The organism is Sorangium sp. So ce296, from assembly GCF_051529605.1.
GTDB lineage: Bacteria > Myxococcota_A > Polyangia > Polyangiales > Polyangiaceae > Sorangium > Sorangium cellulosum_D.
Genome location: NZ_CP150325.1, coordinates 3,712,855 through 3,732,483, shown reverse-complemented (window position 1 = coordinate 3,732,483; position 19,629 = coordinate 3,712,855). Strand labels below are relative to the sequence as shown.

The following is a 19,629-nucleotide window of genomic DNA, read 5'->3' as shown; positions in this document are numbered from 1 at the left end:
GATCCTCCAAGGGAAGGGACGATGGGCGAGCGCGGACCTTCGGGATCCGGGAAGAGCCGCCTCGCGCCGCCCGCTCGGAGCGTCCGTTCGCGACGACGCCGCGGCGTCGTCGTTCGTTCTGGCCGGGCGGCGCGGGCGCGTCAGCCGACCACGATGTTCACGATCTTCCCGGGGACGTAGATGAACTTCTTCACCTGCTTGCCCGCGGAGAGCGCCGCCACGCTCTCCAGCGCGAGCGCCGCGGCGCGCGCCTCGTCCTCCGAGGCCACCTTCGCCAGCGTCACCCGGCCGCGGACCTTGCCGTTCACCTGCACCGGGATCTCCAGGACATCGTCGACGCAGAGCGCCTCGTCGTACGCGGGCCAGGGCTCGTAGGCGAGCGAGCGCTGATGCCCCGTGAGCCGCCACAGCTCCTCGGCGAGGTGCGGCGCGAACGGCGAGACGAGGAGGATCAGCCGGAGCACCGCCTCGCGCGGCGGCGAGGGGATCGCGTTCAGGTGGTTCACGAAGACCATCATCGCGGAGATGGCGGTGTTGAACGCCATGCCCTCGATGTCGCCGGTCACCTTCTTGATGGTCCGGTGGAGCTGCCGGCTCGTCGCGTCGTCGATCGCGTCCGAGAGCGGCCGCGTGCACGTCGCGAAGACGCGATCCCGGAACCGGACCACCCCCTGGATCTGGGCCGATTGCCAGGGCTTCACGGCCTCGAGCGGGCCCATGAACATCTCGTAGAGCCGCAGCACGTCGGCGCCGTAGGACCGCACGATGTCGTCGGGGTTGATCACGTTGCCCCGCGACTTCGACATCTTCTCGTTGTCCTCGCCGAGGATCATGCCCTGATGGACGAGCTTCATGAACGGCTCGGGGTGCTTCACGTGGCCGAGGTCGAACAGCACCTTGTGCCAGAAGCGCGCGTAGAGCAGGTGCAGCACGCCGTGCTCCGCGCCGCCGACGTAGAGGTCGACCGGCATCCACGCGTCGTACGCCGCCTGCGAGAACGGCTCGGCGTCGTTCTGCGGATCGAGGAAGCGCAGGTAGTACCAGCACGACCCCGCCCACTGCGGCATCGTGTTCGTCTCGCGCGCGTACCACGCGCCGTCCTTCTGGAAGAACCGCCAGTCGACTGCCCGCGCGAGCGGACCGGCCGGGTCGTCGCCAGGCCGGAAGTCGGCGAGCGGCGGCAGCTCGAGCGGCAGGCTGGCCTCGTCCACCGCGATCGGCTGGTCGTAGCGGATCGTGTGCGCGTCGCCCTTCCTGGGATCGCCGCCGGGATCGGCGAGCTCGACGGGGAAGTAGATGGGGATCGGCTCGCCCCAGTAGCGCTGGCGCGAGAAGACCCAGTCGCGCAGCTTGTAGTTCACCTCGCGCTTGCCGCGGCCGAGCGCCTCGAGGCGCTCGATGACCGCGCGCTTGCACTCCTCCGTCTTGAGCCCGTCGAACTCGCCGCTCCGGACCGCGACGCCGGGGTCGACGTAGGCGGCCTCGATCTGGTCGTGCAGGGCGCCGTCGGGGCTCACCACCTCGACGATGGGCAGCCCGTACGCGCGCGCGAACGCGAAGTCGCGCTCGTCGTGCCCGGGCACCGCCATCACGGCGCCGGTGCCGTAGCTGCCGAGCACGTAGTCCGCGACCCAGATCGGCACCTCGGCGCCCGTGATCGGATGCACCGCGAACAGGCCCGTGTCGACGCCGGTCTTCTCCTTCGCGGCCCCGGCGAGGCGCTCGCGATCGCTCTTGCTGGACGCCGCGGCGACGTACGCGCGCACGGCCTCCCGGCGCGGCTCGGACGTGCTGCCCTCCGTCGACGTGATCCAGCTGGTGAGCGGGTGCTCGGGCGCGAGCACGACGTACGTGACGCCCATCAGCGTGTCGGGGCGGGTCGTGAACACGCTCACCGAGCCCTTGCTCCACGCCTTGACCTCGAACGTGATCAGGGCGCCCTCCGAGCGGCCGATCCAGGCGCGCTGCATCGCGACCGTCCCCTCGGGCCAGTCGAGCAGGCGGAGATCCTCCGCCAGGCGGTCGGCGTAGGCGGTGATGCGGAGCATCCACTGGCGGAGCGGCGTCCTGTAGACCGGGTGGTTGCCGCGCTCGCTCTTGCCGTCGATCACCTCCTCGTTCGCGAGGACGGTGCCGAGCGCCGGGCACCAGTTGACGCTCACCTCGTCCTGGTACGCGAGGCCGTTCTTGAAGAGCTGGAGGAAGATCCACTGCGTCCAGCGCACGTAGCGCGGATCGGTCGTGGCGAGCTCTCGCGACCAGTCGTAGCTGAAGCCCAGCATCTTGAGCTGGCGCTTGAACGTCGCGATGTTCCGCGCCGTGGTGTCGGCCGGGTGCGTGCCGGTCTCGATGGCGTGCTGCTCGGCCGGGAGGCCGAAGGCGTCCCAGCCCATCACGTGCAGCACGTCGATCCCGCGCATGCGGTAGTAGCGCGACACGATGTCGGTCGCCGTGTACCCCTCGGGGTGGCCGACGTGCAGCCCCGCGCCCGAAGGGTAGGGGAACATGTCGAGCACGTAGCGCTTCTCGCGCGCGCCGCCCGCGCTGCGGACGGCGCGGAAGGTCTCGCCCTCCTCCCACGCGCGCTGCCAGCGCGGCTCGACCGCGGCGTGATCGTAGCGCGCGGGCTCGCGCGGCTCGTTGGGAGAAGGTTCGGTGGAGGTGCGGGGGCCCATCGTCTCGGCGGCCATATCGCGACGAGCCATAGCACTGTGCTGCCGCGGTCGACAGCCGCCCCGCGGCGGCACAAGCCCGCGTCCCCGCGGGGGCGCCGTCACCCGTCCGCGGCGTGCGCCCCGCCATGTCGAGAGTTCCCGGCAAGCGTGGACAGCCCCTCGGTGCGAGCTCTGCCGTCGGGCGCGCCCGCGCTCGCGAGGCTTCGCGCAGGCCGCTGACGGAGCGCGCGTCCCCCGCACGCTGGATGCGAGCGCGCCGCGGGCCGGGAGCGCCGTCCGCTCCCGCGCAGGCGGCGGGGCGAGCGCACCGCCGCCTGCGCCCACGGGCGGAAGCGCGCAGGCGGCGGGGCGAGCGCACCGCCGCCTGCGCCCACGGGCGGAGGACGAGCTCGATCTTCGACGGGCCGAGCCCGGGAAGCGCGCCGCGCTGCTCCTTCGTCCGCAACGGGCGCCGTGGTCGCGGCGCCGCGCCGCGCATCCCCGGCGCAGCAGCGCCTCACGGGCGGGGCGACGCGTCAGAAGGATGGCCGGACGCCGAGACTTGAGGGTAGATTGAGAGCGCTGTTCCGCTTCAGTGTGAGGCGGAGGGGCCGCGTTGGCGGTCTCTCCGGGGCGCGCGGATGACCGACAAACACGTTCCATGGGGAGCCCCCGAGGGTGAGATGGCGGCGCAGTCAGGCCGGCCGCTCGCATCGACGCATGCATCGGGGATCCCTTTCCGGCCGCCGCCCGTGGCGCCGCTGATGGCGCCCGGGGTCCTCCGCCCGCTCTCCTCGCAGTACGCGCTCAGCCCTCGGCTTCAGCAGCACAGCCCACCCGGCTTCGCGGGACCGGCGCCGTCCGGGGCCGGGCTCGCCGGGCCCGTCGCCTCCGGAGCGGCGTATCCCGGGCCGGCGCCGTCGCCGCCCGCGCTCGCAGCGCCGTCGCCGCCCGCGTTCGCGGCGCCCGCGCCGTCGGCGCCCGGCCTCGCTGGGCCCGCGTCGTCGACGCCCGAGTTCTCCGCGCCGGCCTCCCCTCCGGCGGCGGCGAGATCCGGCTACACCCAGCCGCCCGCGGGGAACGTCTCGGCGCGCGGAGGGACGCTCCCGCCCGGGCTCGTCTCGCAGCAGGACGTGCTGTCGACCAGCGGCGTCTATTCTGCGAGCGGCCTCCCGTTCATCTCGGCGCCGCCGCCGTCGGACCCGGCGCCCCCGAGCCAGATGTCGTTCCAGCCTGCGCCGAACACGGAACGGATGCTGGCCGCGAACGCGGCGCAGCCGCCCCCTCCGGGGGCGCCGCCGGCGTTCGCGGGCCCCGGCTTCGGTCCGGCGGGTCCCCCTGTCCACGAGGCCGGGCGCACGCCGCTGCCCTCGCTGCACGCGGGCGTTCCGGCGCCGGCCGGGCCGCCCTCGGCCGCTGCGCCCGCGCCGGCTCCGACCGTGGGCGCGGCGCCCGCCGCGGCGGCGCCCGGCGCGCCGCCGGCGGGCGGCGGGTGGGACGGCGCGTCCGCCGCGGGCGCGCCTCACGCCGCCGGCGGCTGGGACGGCGCGGCGGCGGCCGGCGCGCCCCAGGCGGCTCAAGCGGCGATGCCGCCCGCCGAGAGCCCGTGGGCCACCACGTCGGCGCGCCTCGAGCTGCCGGCGCTCCCGTCGAGCTTCGTGCAGGAGCGCGCGGAGCCGCAGAAGCCGCCCGCCGTGACGGCGCCGCGCCGCGAGGGCGGCAGGACGGTCATCATCGTGCTCAGCGTGATCCTGGCGATCGCCCTCCTGGCGCTCGTCGGGATCACGCTGTGGCAGAGCATGGGCGGCGGCGGGCCCATCGCGATCGACTACACCGAGCCGGCCCCGACGACCGCCGAGACGTCGGCCGAGCCCACCCCGAGCGCGACCGCAGCGCCCGCCGCGACCGCAGCGCCCCGGCCAGCCGCGCGCCCGCGGCCGAAGAGCGACGACATCTACGACGAGATCGACAAGGAGAAGACCCGGCGCTGAGGCGGCTCGACGCGCGCGAGGCCGCGCGCCGGCGATTCGTTGGCCCTGCGGCCCGTTCCATGCTGGTGATCGCCCGCGATGGCGACGCCGATCCCGCAGAACCTTGCCCCGTTCACCCTCGACGAGCTGGCGCGCGCGACCGGCGGGCGCGTGCTGAGGGCCGGGCCGGCGGCGCGGGGCATCTCGACCGACAGCCGCACGATCGCGCCCGGCGCGGCGTTCGTCGCGCTCGCCGGCGAGACCTTCGACGGCCATCGGTTCCTCGGCGCCGCGGCGCAGCGCGGGGCGGCCGCGTTCGTCGTCTCCCGGGAGGCGGACCTGCCGCCCGAAGGCGGCGCGGTGCTCGTGGAGGACGGGCTCGCGGCGCTCGGGGCGCTGGCCAGCGCGCACCGCGAGCGGTGGCGCGGGGGCGCGCACCCGGACGGACCGCGGGCGATCGTCGCGATCGGCGGCTCCGCCGGCAAGACGACGACGACGCGGACCATCGCGGCGCTGCTCGCGGGCGCGGGCCGCGGCGACGTGCACGCGACCGCGGGCAACCTGAACAATGCCATCGGGCTGCCGATGACGTTGCTCGGGCTCGAGGACCGTCATCGCTTCGCCGTCGTCGAGATCGGCACGAACCACCGCGGCGAGGTCGCGGCCCTCGCGCGGATCGCGGCGCCGGACCTCGCCGTGCTGACGTCCATCGGCGTCGAGCACACCGAGGGGCTCGGCACGCTGGAGGACGTCGCCGCCGAGGAAGGGGATCTGCTCGCCGCGCTGCCGGCCGACGGGGTCGCCCTCGGCAACGGCGACGACGCGAAGGTGGTCGAGCAGCTCGAGCGCGCCGGCGCCGCGCGGCGGATCACCTACGGGTTCGGCGAGCGCGCGCAGATCCGGATCGCGGGGCGACGGCCGGTCGGGGTGCGCGGCACCTCGGTGCGGATCGAGCGGGGAGGGGAGGCGTTGGAGATCGTGGTCCCGCTGCTCGGGGAGGCGGGGGCGCTGGCCGCGGCGGCGGCCGTCGCCGCGGTGGAGGAGGCGCTCGGCGAGCGGCTCTCGACGGAGCGGGCGGCGCGCGCCGCCGCGGGGCTCGCGCCGCCGGGGGACGGGCGGCTGTCGGTCCGCGAGCTGCCGGACGGCACCGTGATCATCGACGACAGCTACAACGCGAACCCCCTGTCGATGCGCTCATCGCTGAGGACGGCGGTCGAGCTGGCCGAGGCGCTCGGCAAGCGGCTCGTCCTGCTGCTCGGCGAGATGCGCGAGCTCGGCGCGCTCGCGGCGGCGGAGCACGACGCGCTCGGCGAGGCGGTCGGCGCCGCGCGCCCCGCCGCGCTGATCGCCGTCGGCGGCGAGGCGGCGCGGATCGCGCGCGCCGCCGAGGCGGCCGGCGTGCGCGCGTGGTTCGCCGGCGACGCGAGCGCCGCCGCGAGCCGGGCGCTTCAGATCGTCGAGCGCGGCGATCTGGTGCTGGTGAAGGGCTCGCGCGGGATCAGGATGGAGCGGATCGTGGAAGCCCTCGCCGGGCGCGGCGCAGGCCCCTCGCCCTGAGCGCGGGCGCCGCGCGGGCGCTCGCCCGACGGGCGCGCGGTCACGCGCCGAGCGCGGCCCGCGCCTCGGCGACCGACTGGCCGAGCAGGACCTTCGCCTCCTCGTTGCTGCAGAAGGATCGCGAGATCATGCGATCGACGTACAGCGTGCCGCGGAGGTGATCGACCTCGTGCTGGAGGATCCGCGCGGGCCAGCCGGTCGCCTGCCAGCGGACCTCCTTGCCGTCCGCGTCCACGCCGCTCACCTCGACCGACAGATCCCGCTCGACCAGCGCCATGTAGCCCGGAACGCTCAGGCAGCCCTCGAAGAACGCCGCCCGCCCCGCGCCCGCCGCGTCGGCCGCCGCCGGCAGCGACGGCGCGAGGACCTTCAGCGTCGGGTTGACGATCACCAGCAGCGGGAACGGCACGCGGCCGCGCTCGGCGCGCTGCTCCGGCGTCAGGCGAGACATCAGCGCCTCGCTGTCCTCGAGCACGATCACCTGCTGACCGACGCCGATCTGCGGCGCGGCGAGCCCCACGCCGGGCGCCTTGCGCATGACCGCGACCATCGTCGAGACGAGCTGCTTGAGCTGCTTCGTCCCGATCTCCTCGGGCGGGACGGGCGCGGCGGGCTTCCGCAGGACGGCTCTGCCTGCGAGGACGATCGGGGGGAGCTCCATGCCGCCGGGATGAACCGGTGCGCCCGCGGGCGCAAGCGCCGCCGGCGGGGGGCGGGCGCGCGATGTCCTCGCGGCGAGGCGGGCGTGAGGGTAGAGGAGCGGCGCCGGCCCGGCCCGGCTCGCCATGGCAGCGCCCCCTCCGCCCTCGCCGGCCCGCGCACGCGCCCCGCGCCGGCCTCTCCGCCTCGCCGTCGCGCTCGCGCTCGCGGCGCTGACGCTCGCCGCCTTCGCCGCCGTGACGCTGCGGCTCCAGCTCGAGCCGAACGTCGCCTCGCTCCTGCCCGAGCGCGGCGACGCCGCCGCGCTGCGCCGGTACGTGCGCGGGTTCGGGGGCGGCGATCTCGGCGTCGTGATGGTGAAGGGGGACGACCCCGACGAGAACGCCGCCGTCGCCGCCGAGATCGCGCGGGCCCTCGCGGCGCGCCCGACCGTGCAGCGCGCCGCCGATCGCGTCGACGCCTCGCGCGCGCTCGATCCGTGGCTCGCCTTCCGGCACGCGGACGCGCGCGTGCGGGAGCGGCTCGCCGCCGCGCTCTCGCCCGAGGGGATGCGCGAGCGCCTCGCCGAGACGCGCGCCATGCTGCTCGCGCCGGGCGCCGGCGCCGCGGCCGAGGCGATCGCGGCCGACCCGCTGCGGCTCGCGCAGCTCGTCTTCGCGTCCGCGGACATCGGCTCCGGGGTGCGCACGCAGGCCGACGGCGCCTTCGCCACGGACGACGGCAAGGTGCACCTCGTCTTGGTGCAGCCGGCGGGGCAGGCGCTCCGCGGCGCCGACGCGCGCGCCTTCGTCGCCGACGCGAACGCCGTCCTCGACCCGATCCGCGCGGCGCACCCGCGGCTCACGCTCGGGCTCACCGGCGGGCACGCCATCGCCGCGGCCACCGAGGAGATGCTCACGCGCGATCTCGCCGTCTCGGGCACGCTCTCGATGCTGCTCGCGTCCGCGGTCTTCGCGCTGCTCTTCCGCCGCATGCGCGCGCTCGCCGCGGTGATGCCGCCGCTCGTGCTCGGGACCGTCTGGACCGCGGGGCTCGCCACGGCGCTCCCGGGCGGGCTCAGCGCGATCGCGGTCGCCTTCATGTCGGTCGTCGTCGGCGTCGGCGTCGACACCGGCGTCCACGTCTACGCCGCGCTGCTCGAGGCGCGGCGCGAGGGCCTCGATCCGGAGGCGGCCGGGCGCGCCGCGAGGGCGCGGACCTTCCGCGCGGTGCTCGTCGCCGCCGTCACCGCGGCGGCGGCGTTCGGCGCGCTCGCGCTGTCGGACATCAACGCCCTCCGGCAGCTCGGCCTCCTGTGCGCCGCAGGCGAGGTGCTCACGGCGATCGCGATCGTCCTCGTGACGCCGGCCGTCGGCGCTTGGCTCGAGCGGGGGGCCCCGCCGCCCGAGGCGCCGGCGCGCTGGCCCGACGGCCTCTACAGGCTCACCCGGACCCGGGGCCGCGCGCTCGCGCTCGCCGCGCTCTCGGCGCTCCCCATCGCGGCGGTCGCCCTCGGCGCCGCGCCGCCGCTCGCCGAGGCCATCGTCGCGATCCGGCCCGCCGAGCTCGAGCCGCTCAAGGTGCAGCAGGCGATCTTCGACGCATTCGGCGGGCGGCGCGGGCAGTGGGTGGTGCTCCTCGCGGACGGCGAGCAGGAGCGCGCCCGCGCCCGGGCCGACCGGCTCGCGGAGCGCCTCGCCTCGATGAAGGCCGACGTGGAGGCGGTCGACGCGCTCACCGCGCTCGCGCCCGCCCCCTCGACGCAGGCCGCGCGGTTCGCCGCGCGCGACGCGCTCGACCTGCCCGCGAAGGCCGGCGAGCTCGAGCGGGCGCTCCGCGACACGGGCTTCGCGCCCGAGCGCTTCTCGGCGGTGCTGGACGGGATGCGCTCGCCGCCGCGGCAGGAGGTCACGCTCGCCGATCTCGAGCGCGGCCCCGCGTCCATCCTGCTCTCGCGCTACCTCGGCGCGGACGGGGGCGAGGCGCTCGTCGCGCTGTACGTCCGGCCCCGCGAGGCCGGCTCGGTCGAGCGGATCGAGCGCGCGATCCGCGAGGAGGACCCGAAGGCCATGCTCACCGGCTACACCCGGCTCGAGGCGTCGCTCCGCGAGACGCTCGCGCACGACATGCCGCGGATCGCGATCGTCGCCGGGGCGCTCGTGCTGCTGGCCCTCTCGGCCTCCCTCCGCAGCGCGCGCGACATCGCGCTGGCCGCGCTCGTCGTCGCCTCCGAGATCTCGCTCGTGCTCCTGCTGATCCGGGTGATCGGCATCCCCCTGCACGCGTACGACGCGCTCGTCATCCCGGTGCTGCTCGGGATCACCGTGGACGAGGGCATGTTCCTGCTCCACCGCGCCCGCGATCTCGAGGCGGCGGGCGGCGGCGACGCCGTGATCCGCGAGACGCTGCGCCACGAGGGGCCGGCGATCGCCGCCACCGCGCTGACCACGGCCGCGGGCTTCGCCGCCCTCGCGTTCTGCCGCTTCGACGGCCTGCGCGATCTGGGCCGGGTCGGCGCGCTCGGCAGCGCGGTCGGCCTGGTCGTGGCGCTCATCGTGGTGCCGGCGGGGCTGCGGCTCTGGCCCCGACCCCGCCGGCGCGCGTAACATCGCGGCGTTGTCTCCCCGGAGCCTCCTCCTCGTCGCCCTCCTCGCGCTCGCGCGCCCCGCCGCGGCGCAGCCGTCGCCGCCGTCCGCCGCGCCGCCGCGCCCCGCCGCGCCGGCGCCCGCGCCGGAGCCGCCGCGCTCGGCCGTCGCCCGCGTCGTGGACGCGCTCGCGCGCTCGCTCGACCCCGTCACGGGCCGCGCGCTCGTCGCAGCCGGCCCGCTCGCCTCGGACGCGCCGGCGCCGCGCGGCGCCCAGCTCGCGGCCGCGCTCGCCGCCCACCTCGCTGGCAAGCTCGGCGCCGGCGCGCGCGCGCACAAGGACCCGATCCCGCTGCCGCTCGCGCGCGAGGCCGCGCGCGACCACGCGGCGCTCGTCCACCTCGCCGTCGAGGTCGCGGCGGGGCGGCTGCGCGTCACGGCCGACGTGTACCCGGTGCCGCGCACCGTCTGGGCGCGCATCCGCGATCCTGAGCCGGGGCCCATCGCCCACGCCTACGCCGAGGCGCCCCTCGACGCGGAGGTCCGCAGCTACCTCGCGCCGGTCCCGCTCGTCGCCGCCCGGGTCGATCGCGCGAAGAACTTCGAGGGCGACGTCGTCGCGCTCGCGTGCGGCGATCTCGACGCCGACGGCGCGCTCGAGATCCTGAGCGTGAGCCGGCGGCGCGTGACCACGCTCCGCCTCCGCGGCGGCCGGGTCGTGCCGCTCGCGTCGCGCTCGTGGCCGGACGTGGTCGCCGTGCACCCGTCGCCGCTGCGCGAGCCGCTCGCGTTCGCCACGCTCGTCGAGCGCGCGCGGCACGGCGAGCCCGAGCCGCCGTTCGCCGACGTCGGGCTCACCGATCGCGCGCGCAGCGTCCGCTTCGACGGCAAGCTGAACGCGCTCGCCGAGCTCCCGGGGCTGGCGATCCCGGACGCGGGCGGCTCGGCCTGCACGACGGCGTGGGGGCCGCTCCTCACCGGCCCGCTCGCGCCGTGCGCCCCGGCCGATCCGCCGCCGGCCACGACGGCGCTCGCCGGCCGGTACGACGCGCTCGCGTCGGCGCAGCTCCTGTCGGCCCGGGGCGAGCCGTTCACGGTCTGGGCGGCGCGCGAGCGCGGCGCGGTCGAGCTCCGGGACAGCGCGGGCCGCCGCAAGCTCGTGGGCAGCGCCGGGGCGCAGCTCGCGATCGGCGATCTCGATCAGGACGGCGAGCCCGAGCTGCTCGCCAGCCTCGACGTGCTCGACCCGCTCGAGGACGCCGTCGTCGTCTTCTCGTGGCGGCGCCATCACGGCGGCCCTTCGCGCGCGGCGCCCCCGGAGATCCTGCGCCTCCCGGCGCCGGCGGGGGTGCGCGCGCTCGCGGTCTGCCCGCCCGACGGGCCCGGGCGCGCCCCGTTCGCCGTCGCCACGGCCGACGAGATCTGGGTGGTGCGGTGAGCCGCTCGCTCCCGCGCCGCGCCTTCCTCGGCGGCGCCGGCGCGCTGCTCGGCGCCGCCGCCCTCCCGGCGCGCGCCCGCGCCATGGGGCGCACCCCGCTCGGCGGCCGCATCACGATGCACCTCCCGTGGCCGACGGGCTCGCTCGACCCGCACGACCTGAGCGATCCGGCCGCGGCCCTGTTCGCGTCGGCGATCGCCGACAGCCTCTACGGCCTCGACGCGTCCGGGAACCCTTACCCGACGCTCACGTCCGCGCTCCCGTCGCGCGAGGGCGACGCCGCGGTCGTGCGCCTGCGCGACGGGCTGCGCACCGCGCGCCTCGTCAAGCTCGACGGCCGCGACGTCGTGAGCTCGGTCGAGCGCGCCCGCGCCCGCGGCGCCGCGGCGGTGCTCGCCGACGTCCCGAGGCCCGAGCGGCACCCGAAGGATCCGCTCGCCGCCGTGTTCCCGCGCGCGGATCCCGCCCGCGTCGCCCGCGCGCTCGCGTCGCCGATGGTCGCGCTCCTGCCGCGCAGCTTCGACCCCGCGTCGCCGGACGGCACCGGCGCCTTCCGGGCCGACCTCGGCCCGCGGCAGATCACGCTGACGCGCAACGACGTCGCCGCGCGCGGCGCTGCCTTCCTCGACGCGATCGACGTGATCCGCTCCGAGGACCTCACGACGTCGCTGCGCGCGTTCGAGACCGAGCGCGACGACCTCGGGTGGCTCGGCGCCGGGCTGCACGCGAACCGCCGCGGCGCTGTCCGCTTCGATCTCGGCGTCGCCGGCTGGATCGTGCTGACCACCGGCCCGGAGGCCGGCCCCTTCGGTCAGCCCGGCGTCGCGCAGCGGCTGGTCGACGCGCTGCCGCCCGAGCGCCTCGCGCACCTCGGCCTCTCGGGCCTCCCGAGGGCGCACGGCGATCCCGGGTGGGGCGGCCCTCCGGCCGAGCTGCTCGTGGACGAGTCCGCCGCGCACCTCGTCGAGGTCGCCGAGGCGGTCGCGCCGATCCTCTCGCGGCCCGGGCACGAGGTCACGGCAGAGCCCGTCCCTCGCGCGGAGCTCGGGCGCCGCCGCGCCCGCGGCAAGGCGGCGCTCGCGATCGAGCTCGTGCGCCCGCTCGGCCCCGGGCCTCTCCACGCGCTGCTCGCGCTCGCGACCGCCGACGACCGCGCCCGCGCGCTCGACCTCGCCCGCCACCCGCCGCGGCTCGCCCCCACCGCCGCGCCGCGCTCGCTCACCACGACGCTCCGCCTCGGCGTGATCGCCGAGGTCCGGATCGCGGGCGGGGTGCTGCCGGACGTCGCCCTCGCGCGCGCCGGGGGCGGCGAGGGCTGGGATCTCGGCGCCACGTTCCGTCGATCGGCCGGGCGTTGATGCGCGCGCCGGATGTGGGGCAACAGGCGCGACTGGCGGACGCAACCGACGTGACCGACGTGACCGCCGCGACCGACGCGACCGACGCGACCGGCGCGACCGGCGCCAGCAGACGCGACCGCACCGCTCCGGGTTCGGTCGGGACGTCCGGCGAGCGATGCACGGCTGCGTCGACGGGGAGGGCTGCTTCCAGCGCTTGCGCCGGGGGGACATTTGGTTACTATCGGCTGGTCACGAACGTCACTGGCACTCGACACGACGCTTCTCTTCTCGGGGATCGCGGATTGATCGCGGACTGGACGACGCAACGTGTGGCGCACCGGGGGCTCCTCCCCAGCGCCGCCCTCCCTCGATCCCCCACGGCTCCATCGGGGCGGCAGGGCACTGTTCGGCACCGAAGCTGACGCATCTCGCAGAGCCGTGAAGTGAATCAGTGTCATGGGTACTCGCCTCTACGTTGGTAATCTCCCCTTCTCCGCCACCAAGGCCTCCGTGCAGGCTGCGTTTGCCCAGAGCGGCGAGGTGACGGATGTGCACATCGTGACCGACCGCGAGAGCGGGCAGTCGCGGGGTTTCGGGTTCGTCACGATGGGCACGCCTGAGCAGGCCCAGCAGGCGATCGAGCAGATGAACGGCGCCCTCATGGATGGCCGTCCGCTTCGCGTGAACGAGGCGGAGGAGCGGGTCCAGCGCGGCGGTGGCGGCGGCGGCGGCGGCGGTTACGGCGGCGGCGGCGGCGGCGGTTACGGCGGCGGCGGCGGCGGCGGTGGCCGCGGCGGTCGTGGCGGTGGCGGCGGCGGTTACGGCGGCGGCGGCGGTGGTCGCGGCGGCCGCGGCGGTCGCGGCGGCGATCGGTACTGATCCGAGCTAGTAGGACGACGTTCATGCGGCGGCGCTTCCCCAGGGAGGCGCCGCCGTTTTCGTTGGTGCGCTGCCCTCACCGCCGATGCCATCTCCCCTTTCTTTGCACCTCAAACCGTCTCCGCGGGCGATCTCGCTCTACTACTTCGGCATCTTCGCCGTCCTCGGCGTGTACCTGCCGCTGTTCCCGAGCTGGCTCGAGGGGCGGGGGGTCCGCGGCCTCGCGATGGGGGCGATCGCGGCGACGCTCCCCGCGATGGGCCTCGTCGCGCCGCCGGTGTTCGGCCTCATCGCCGACGCGCTCGGCGTGCGCGTGTGGCTGATCCGGGCGGCCTGCGCCGGCGCCCTCGCCGTGTTCGCGCTGCTCGCGCTGTCGTCGGCGCTCGACGTCTCGCTCGGCTTCGGCGGGCTCTTCGCCGCGGCGCTCGCGTTCGCGTTCTTCCGCGCGCCGATGTTCACCATGGCCGACGTGGTCGCGCTCGAGACGTCGCTGACCTCCGGGATCGCCTACGGCCGGCTCAGGCTCTGGGGATCGATCAGCTTCGCGCTGATGGCGATCGTCAGCGGGGCGCTCATCGATCCGGCGCGGCCGGCGGCGTTCCCCGTCGCGATCGCCGCCGCGCTGCTCGTCGCGTTCGCCCTCTCGTGGGCGCTCCCGGCGGGCGACGAGGCGCCGCTCCAGCGGCTCGGTCGGCGCGGCGGCGCGCAGGGCGCGGAGGGCGCGGAGGGCGCGGCGCGCGCGGCGGCGGCCGCCGGCGGCTCCGTGCGCGAGCGCGCCGGCGCCCTCCTCCGGAGCCGCGACTTCCGCCTGTTCCTCGCGGCGTCGTTCCTGGCCCAGAGCGCGAACTCCTCCTACGACCTCTGTTACACGCTGCACCTGCGCGACGTCGGCTTCCCCGATCCGCTGGTGGGGGTCGCGTGGGCCGTCGGCGTCGCCGGCGAGATCGCGCTCATGGCGTTCTCCGGCCCCCTGCTCCAGCGGTTCGCGCCGCCCGTGGCGCTCGCCGTCGCCTTCGCCGGCGCCTCGCTCCGCTGGGCGCTGCTCTCGCAGGTGCGCTTCTGGCCCGCCCTGCTCGCGCTCCAACCGCTCCACGCGGTGTCCTTCGCCATGATGTGGGTCGCGTCGCTCGCCTACACGCGGGATCGCGCCCCGCCGCAGATCCTCGCCACGGCGCAGGGGCTCTTTTCCGCAAGCGCCGGGGCCGGATCCGTCATCGGAATGCTGACCTGGGGCGAGCTCTACAAGCGCGGGGGCGGCGCGCTCACGTTCGGCGTCGCCTCGATCACGGCCGCGATAGCATTCGTCCTGGCTGTGACCTTCGCGCGATCGACACGGCGTTCACTGTCAGGGAGCTCAATTTTTTCTGCCGGCTCCCAGTGCCAGGAGTAACGTTACGTTTTCCGCAGCACGCGTAGGCGCGCGCGGGCATTACCTAAACGAGGCGAGCATGTGCGGGATCGTCGGATACGTTGGGTCGAAAAAAGCGGCGCCGATCATCGTCGAAGGGCTGCGCAAGCTGGAGTATCGGGGCTACGACTCGGCCGGCATCGCCATTCATGATGGCAAGGGCATCGAGATCGTCCGGACGCTCGGCAAGCTGATCAAGCTCAGCGAGGCGCTCGAGAAGCGGACCCTCGACGGCACCACGGGCATCGGCCACACGCGGTGGGCGACGCACGGCCGCCCGAGCGAGGTCAACGCGCATCCGCACTCCGCGGGCCCGGTGGCCGTCGTGCACAACGGCATCATCGAGAACCACGTGGCCATCCGGCAGCAGCTGGAGGGCCAGGGCGTCAAGTTCCTCTCCGACACCGACACCGAGATCGTCGCTCACCTCGTCCACCGCGAGCTCCAGAAGGGCGCCAAGTCGCTCTTCGAGGCCGTGCGCGGGTCGCTCCGGCAGGTCCACGGCGCCTACGCGATCGCGGTCGTCTCGCGCGATCAGCCCGACGTCATCGTCGCCGCCCGCTACGGCTCGCCGCTCGTCGTCGGCGTCGGCGAGAACGAGATGCTGTGCGGCAGCGACATCCCTGCGCTCCTCTCGCACACCCGCGACATGATCTTCCTCGAGGACGGCGACATCGTCGAGCTGCGCGCCGACGGCGTCCGCATCGAGACCGTGGCCGGGAGCGACAAGGTCGAGCGGCGCGTGAAGCGCATCGACTGGAGCCCCGTCCAGGCGGAGCGCGGCGGCTACAAGCACTTCATGCTGAAGGAGATCCACGAGCAGCCCGACGTCGTCGAGGCGACGCTGCGCGGCCGGATCGATCTCGCCGCCGGCGACGTGCACGCGACCGAGATCGGGGTCACGCCCGAGTTCGCGAGGGAGCTGCGCCGGGTCTACATCGTCGCCTGCGGCACGAGCCACCACGCCGGCATCGCCGGGCGCTACTGGATCGAGCAGCTCTCCCGCGTCCCCACGGTGGTCGAGCTCGCGAGCGAGGTCCGCTACCGCGAGCCGATCTTCTTCCCCGACGACCTCGTCATCGCCATCAGCCAGTCGGGCGAGACCGCCGACACGCTCGCGGCCCTCAAGGCGGCGAAGGCGCAGGGCGCCAAGGTGCTCGCGCTCTGCAACGTGCTCGACAGCGCGATCCCGCGCCTCGCCGACGGCGCGCTCTACACGCACGCGGGCCCCGAGATCGGCGTCGCCTCGACCAAGGCGTTCACCACGCAGCTCGCCGCGCTGCTCCTGCTCTCTGTCTACCTCGGCCGCCGCCGCGACTCGCTCTCCGCGGATCGCGGGCGCGAGATCCTCCAGGCGCTCTGGGAGACCCCGAGCCACATGCGCGAGGTGCTCGGCGACGCCGACTACGTGCACGCGATCGCGAAGCGGCTCGTCCACGCGAAGGACGTCCTCTTCCTCGGGCGCGGCCTCGGCTTCCCGATCGCGCTCGAGGGCGCGCTCAAGCTCAAGGAGATCTCGTACGCCCACGCGGAGGGCTACGCCGCCGGCGAGATGAAGCACGGGCCGATCGCCCTCATCGACGAGAACCTCCCCGTGATCGTCGTCTGCCCGCGCGACGCGCACTACGACAAGACCTTCTCCAACCTGCAGGAGGTCCGGGCGCGCGAGGGTCAGGTCGTCGCCATCGCCACGAAGGGCGACGAGTCGATCCTCGAGATCGCGCAGCACCACGTCTGGATCCCGAAGGTGCCGGACGAGGTGGGGCCGCTCCTCACGGTGCTCCCGCTCCAGCTCATCGCCTATTACGTCGCCAACCTGAAGGGCAACGACGTCGACCAGCCGCGCAACCTCGCGAAGACCGTCACGGTCGAGTAGCGGCGCTCCGCTGCAGCGGGGCCGCTCCGGCGGCCGGGCGGCCCTGCCGGGCGGCGCGGCGGCCCGCGTGCGCGCCGGCCGGCCTGCGCGCCGGCGCGGGGCCGCGGCTATGCTGCGCGCATGCGCATCCCCGGCAGAACGGAGCGGCGGGTCGTCGCGGCCATCCTCGTGACCGCGCTCATCCCGCTCGTCGCCAGCATCGTGGTCGCCAGGACGGTGATCGCGCGGGTGTCGGCGACGGCGTTCCAGCCCGAGTTCGGCGTCCACCTGGACAGGGCGCTCGGCGTGTACGCCGAGCTCGCCGCCGCCATCAAGCAGGGCATGCGCTCCGAGGCCAAGGCGATCGCCGCGGCGGATCCGCTGCGCCGGAGCGCCTTCGCCGGGGACGCGGAGCTCCTCGACGCCGAGCTCGCGCGCATCATCGCGGCGCACCCCGCGCTGGTCTCCCTGCGCGTCGAGCGCTGCGGCGGCGAGCTCGTCGGCGCGCGGGAGCGCGGAAGGCCGGTGGATCCGGCGCGCGAGAAGACGCTCACGGTCCGGAAGGCGATCGAGCGCGCCCCCGGCTCGGCCTCCGGGCCCGCGCCCTCCGAAGGGCCCGCGCCCCCCGCGGAGCCCGCGCCCCCCGGAGGGCCCGCGGCGGGAGGCGGCGACTGCGAGGGCGACGCGACGGCGCTCGTCGCTACGTTCGCCGCGCCGAGCGCCCGCTTCGACGAGCTCGAGTCCGCGCAGGCGTTCGCGCAGGCGTACCGCGCGCTCGAGCGCGAGCACCGCAAGGAGTACCTCGACGAGAGCTACGGCGACGCGTTCGCCGCGCTGCTCGGCGCGACGATCGTCCTCGCCGTGCTCGCCGGCGTGCTCGTGGCGCGCCCCGTGGTCGATCGCATCGCGCGGCTCGCCGCGGCCACGCGGCCGGTGGCCGAGGGCGATCTCTCGGTGCGCGTCGCGCTCAAGGGCGACGACGAGGTCGCCGATCTCGGCCGCGCCTTCGACCGCATGCTCGAGGAGCTCGAGGGCAGCCGCGCGCGGATCGAGTTCCTGAAGCGCATGGGCGAGTGGCAGAAGATGGCGCGGCACCTCGCGCACGAGATCAAGAACCCGCTGACGCCGATCCAGCTCGCCGTCGAGGAGTGCCACCGCCGCTACGCCGGCAGCGACCCGGCCTACCAGCGCCTGCTGCAGACCACGCTCGAGGTCGTCGAGGAGGAGATCGGCACGCTGCGCCGGCTCGTCGGCGAGTTCTCCAATTTCGCGCGGCTCCCGCAGGCCGAGCTCGAGCCCGCGGATCTCGCGGAGTTCCTGCGGGAGCAGGGCGAGCGCTTCGCCGCGGTGGAGGAGGCGGGGCGCGAGCACGCCTCGGACGAGGCGCTGCTCGGGCGCGTCGACCTCGAGTTCGACGTGCCGGCCGCCCCGATGCCGGCCGCGCTCGATCGCGAGATGCTCCGGCGCGCCCTCGGCAACATCGTGCGCAACGCGGCGCAGGCGCTGCGCGACGCGCAGCGGGCGGCGCCGGGCGCTGCAGCGCGCCCCGGCGCCCTCTGGGGCAGGGTCCGCGTCTCGGCGCGGAGCGAGGGGCAGAGCCACCTCATCGCGATCGACGACGACGGGCCGGGCATCGATCCCGCCGTGCGCGACTCGATGTTCGATCCCTACGTCACGACGCGGTACGACGGCACGGGGCTCGGCCTGAGCATCGTGAAGAAGATCGTCGTCGACCACGGCGGCACGATCGACGTGCTCGATTCCCCGCTCGGGGGCGCGCGCTTCGTCATCCGGCTCCCGCGCGCTGGCACGCCCGCGGCGCGCGCCGCGCAGCGGGCCGAGGGCGAGGGCGGGCCGCGCTCGACCTCGCCGCGCGCGGCGGGCGGACCTGGAGCCCCGGCGGCGCTCGGGCGCGAGGCCTTCGCCGACGGCGATCGCGAGGACGCTCGCTGATGTTTCAGCGGGGCCGGCGGAGGGCCCCGACCGCGAAAGCGCGCCGACGCGTCGGTCCGTGTCAGGAGATGCTTGACCAGCCGGCCCCGCTTTGCCATGTTCGCCCGCGGAGAGGTGACCGAGAGGCCGAAGGTGCCTGATTCGAAATCAGGTGTACCCGCAAGGGTACCGCGGGTTCGAATCCCGCTCTCTCCGCTACGCTTGGCTGCTTGCCCCCGCTGAACCAGGTGGGCTTTGACCGCTCGCTCTCTCGCGGGCGGCGCCGGTCCGGCAGAAGCGGGGCGCGTCGAAGAAGGTTCGGGAGAGGTGACCGAGTGGTCGAAGGTGCACGACTGGAAATCGTGTGTACGGCAACGTACCGCGGGTTCGAATCCCGCCCTCTCCGCCAAGCTGAACAGTCCGCCGACTCCTGGTGGTGAGCTCCCCGAAACGAGCCCGCAGGAAGTCCGCAAGGAAAAAAAGAGGATGAGGCCGAGCGGCAGCTGCGCTCGGAAGTCGTGGTCGGTCGCTGACGGTGACGCCCGGCTTCTGGAGGCGTCGCTTCGGGCTGACCCTCGCGAGCTGCGGCGCCGTCAACCTCGGTCGAGCCGAGGCGGAGATCTGTCCCGAGCGACGGGTTCGGCGCTCGGAGGCGATGCCGCGCGGAACGTGTCTCGACGAGCGCGCTCTGCTGTGCGGGGGGAGCGCGAAGGGACGCGCGCGGACGCGGCGAACGCGAAGGAGCAGCGACCGGCGTGAACGCTCGTGCTATCAAGGGGCCGACCGACGCCCTTGACCGGCTCCCGCCGGACGACAACGATGCCGTTACGAGCGGGCCCGAGACGCTTGACAGGCGGAGGGCCGCCTTGTAGAAGTTGCGCCCCTTTTTGGCAGGCGCCCTTCCGGAGTTTTTCGCCCAATGAATCCTCAGCCCAAGTCCTTTTCCGCCAAGCCTGCGGAGGCCCGCAACGAGCGTACGTGGTGGGTGATCGACGCGGAAGGCAAGCCCCTCGGCCGCCTTGCCAGCCGCATCGCCACGGTGCTTCGCGGTAAGAACAAGCCCACGTTCACGCCGCACGTCGACACCGGCGACTTCGTGATCGTCGTGAACGCCAAGAAGGTCCTTCTGACCGGTCGCAAGCTCCAGCAGAAGAACTACGTGCGGCACAGCGGTGAGCCGGGCGGCTTCCGCTCCGAGGCGTACGGTCACCTGCTCGAGCGCAAGCCGGAGCTCCCCATCCAGAAGGCCGTGAAGGGCATGCTCCCGAAGAATGTGCTCGGGCGCGAGCTCCTTACCAAGCTCAAGGTCTACGCCGGTCCCGATCACCCCCACGCGGCGCAGAAGCCGCAGCCTCTTAGCTACAGCTGAGCA

General features: G+C 75.0%; 12 protein-coding genes and 2 tRNA genes. 12 read left to right on the top strand and 2 right to left on the bottom strand.

Features of this window, described 5'->3' with window-relative positions:
- Positions 1-140: 140 nt before the first annotated feature.
- Complete coding sequence (gene leuS / locus WME98_RS14050) at positions 141-2,705, bottom strand: leucine--tRNA ligase (protein WP_437951766.1); 2,565 nt, start codon at positions 2,703-2,705, stop codon at positions 141-143.
- A gap of 713 nt (positions 2,706-3,418) precedes the next feature.
- Here leuS and WME98_RS14045 point away from each other — a divergent pair.
- On the top strand, positions 3,419-4,645 hold the full coding sequence (locus tag WME98_RS14045; RefSeq protein ID WP_437951765.1) for a hypothetical protein: 1,227 nt from the start codon (positions 3,419-3,421) through the stop codon (positions 4,643-4,645).
- Between the two features lie 78 nt (positions 4,646-4,723).
- Complete coding sequence (locus WME98_RS14040; protein WP_437951764.1) at positions 4,724-6,181, top strand: UDP-N-acetylmuramoyl-tripeptide--D-alanyl-D-alanine ligase; 1,458 nt, start codon at positions 4,724-4,726, stop codon at positions 6,179-6,181.
- Between the two features lie 40 nt (positions 6,182-6,221).
- Here WME98_RS14040 and WME98_RS14035 read toward each other — a convergent pair whose 3' ends face one another.
- Positions 6,222-6,842 carry a peptide deformylase gene (locus WME98_RS14035; protein ID WP_437951763.1) on the bottom strand — a complete coding sequence of 207 codons (621 nt, stop codon included), beginning with the start codon at positions 6,840-6,842 and terminating at the stop codon, positions 6,222-6,224.
- Positions 6,843-6,966: 124 nt separating this feature from the next.
- Between WME98_RS14035 and WME98_RS14030 the strand changes: the two genes are divergently transcribed.
- The 10 genes from WME98_RS14030 to rplM all read left to right on the top strand — a co-directional run bounded on the left by WME98_RS14030 (position 6,967) and on the right by rplM (position 19,626).
- On the top strand, positions 6,967-9,426 hold the full coding sequence (locus WME98_RS14030; RefSeq protein WP_437951762.1) for an MMPL family transporter: 2,460 nt from the start codon (positions 6,967-6,969) through the stop codon (positions 9,424-9,426).
- Positions 9,427-9,436: 10 nt separating this feature from the next.
- Positions 9,437-10,843: a hypothetical protein gene (locus WME98_RS14025; RefSeq protein ID WP_437951761.1), complete on the top strand. Its 1,407-nt coding sequence runs from the start codon at positions 9,437-9,439 to the stop codon at positions 10,841-10,843.
- Positions 10,840-12,201: a hypothetical protein gene (locus tag WME98_RS14020; RefSeq protein ID WP_061627720.1), complete on the top strand. Its 1,362-nt coding sequence runs from the start codon at positions 10,840-10,842 to the stop codon at positions 12,199-12,201. The genes WME98_RS14025 and WME98_RS14020 overlap by 4 nt, the downstream gene beginning before the upstream one ends.
- A gap of 438 nt (positions 12,202-12,639) precedes the next feature.
- Positions 12,640-13,062 carry an RNA recognition motif domain-containing protein gene (locus tag WME98_RS14015; protein WP_437333775.1) on the top strand — a complete coding sequence of 141 codons (423 nt, stop codon included), beginning with the start codon at positions 12,640-12,642 and terminating at the stop codon, positions 13,060-13,062.
- 103 nt (positions 13,063-13,165) lie between these two features.
- Entirely contained in the window at positions 13,166-14,452 is a 1,287-nt protein-coding gene (locus WME98_RS14010; RefSeq protein WP_437951760.1) for an MFS transporter, read from the top strand.
- Positions 14,453-14,510: 58 nt separating this feature from the next.
- Positions 14,511-16,346 carry a glutamine--fructose-6-phosphate transaminase (isomerizing) gene (glmS, locus tag WME98_RS14005; protein ID WP_437951759.1) on the top strand — a complete coding sequence of 612 codons (1,836 nt, stop codon included), beginning with the start codon at positions 14,511-14,513 and terminating at the stop codon, positions 16,344-16,346.
- 120 nt (positions 16,347-16,466) lie between these two features.
- The gene (locus WME98_RS14000; protein WP_437951758.1) at positions 16,467-18,278 is read left to right on the top strand and encodes a sensor histidine kinase; all 1,812 of its coding nucleotides are present in this window, start codon (positions 16,467-16,469) and stop codon (positions 18,276-18,278) included.
- 108 nt (positions 18,279-18,386) lie between these two features.
- A tRNA-Ser gene (locus WME98_RS13995) sits at positions 18,387-18,473 on the top strand.
- A gap of 105 nt (positions 18,474-18,578) precedes the next feature.
- A tRNA-Ser gene (locus tag WME98_RS13990) sits at positions 18,579-18,666 on the top strand.
- A 510-nt stretch (positions 18,667-19,176) separates the two neighbouring features.
- Positions 19,177-19,626 (top strand): 50S ribosomal protein L13, encoded by a 450-nt coding sequence (rplM, locus tag WME98_RS13985; protein ID WP_061625733.1) that lies wholly within the window; start codon positions 19,177-19,179, stop codon positions 19,624-19,626.
- Positions 19,627-19,629: the final 3 nt, after the last annotated feature.

What these genes read in the sequence shown, in the direction of transcription:
- leuS (WP_437951766.1), bottom strand. Translation starts at nt 2,705, where the DNA reads ATGGCTCGTCGCGATATGGCCGCCGAGACGATGGGCCCCCGCACCTCC.
- WME98_RS14015 (WP_437333775.1), top strand. Translation starts at nt 12,640, where the DNA reads ATGGGTACTCGCCTCTACGTTGGTAATCTCCCCTTCTCCGCCACCAAG.
- WME98_RS14045 (WP_437951765.1), top strand. Translation starts at nt 3,419, where the DNA reads ATGGCGCCCGGGGTCCTCCGCCCGCTCTCCTCGCAGTACGCGCTCAGC.
- WME98_RS14035 (WP_437951763.1), bottom strand. Translation starts at nt 6,842, where the DNA reads ATGGAGCTCCCCCCGATCGTCCTCGCAGGCAGAGCCGTCCTGCGGAAG.
- WME98_RS14000 (WP_437951758.1), top strand. Translation starts at nt 16,467, where the DNA reads ATGCGCATCCCCGGCAGAACGGAGCGGCGGGTCGTCGCGGCCATCCTC.
- WME98_RS14030 (WP_437951762.1), top strand. Translation starts at nt 6,967, where the DNA reads ATGGCAGCGCCCCCTCCGCCCTCGCCGGCCCGCGCACGCGCCCCGCGC.
- rplM (WP_061625733.1), top strand. Translation starts at nt 19,177, where the DNA reads ATGAATCCTCAGCCCAAGTCCTTTTCCGCCAAGCCTGCGGAGGCCCGC.
- glmS (WP_437951759.1), top strand. Translation starts at nt 14,511, where the DNA reads ATGTGCGGGATCGTCGGATACGTTGGGTCGAAAAAAGCGGCGCCGATC.
- WME98_RS14040 (WP_437951764.1), top strand. Translation starts at nt 4,724, where the DNA reads ATGGCGACGCCGATCCCGCAGAACCTTGCCCCGTTCACCCTCGACGAG.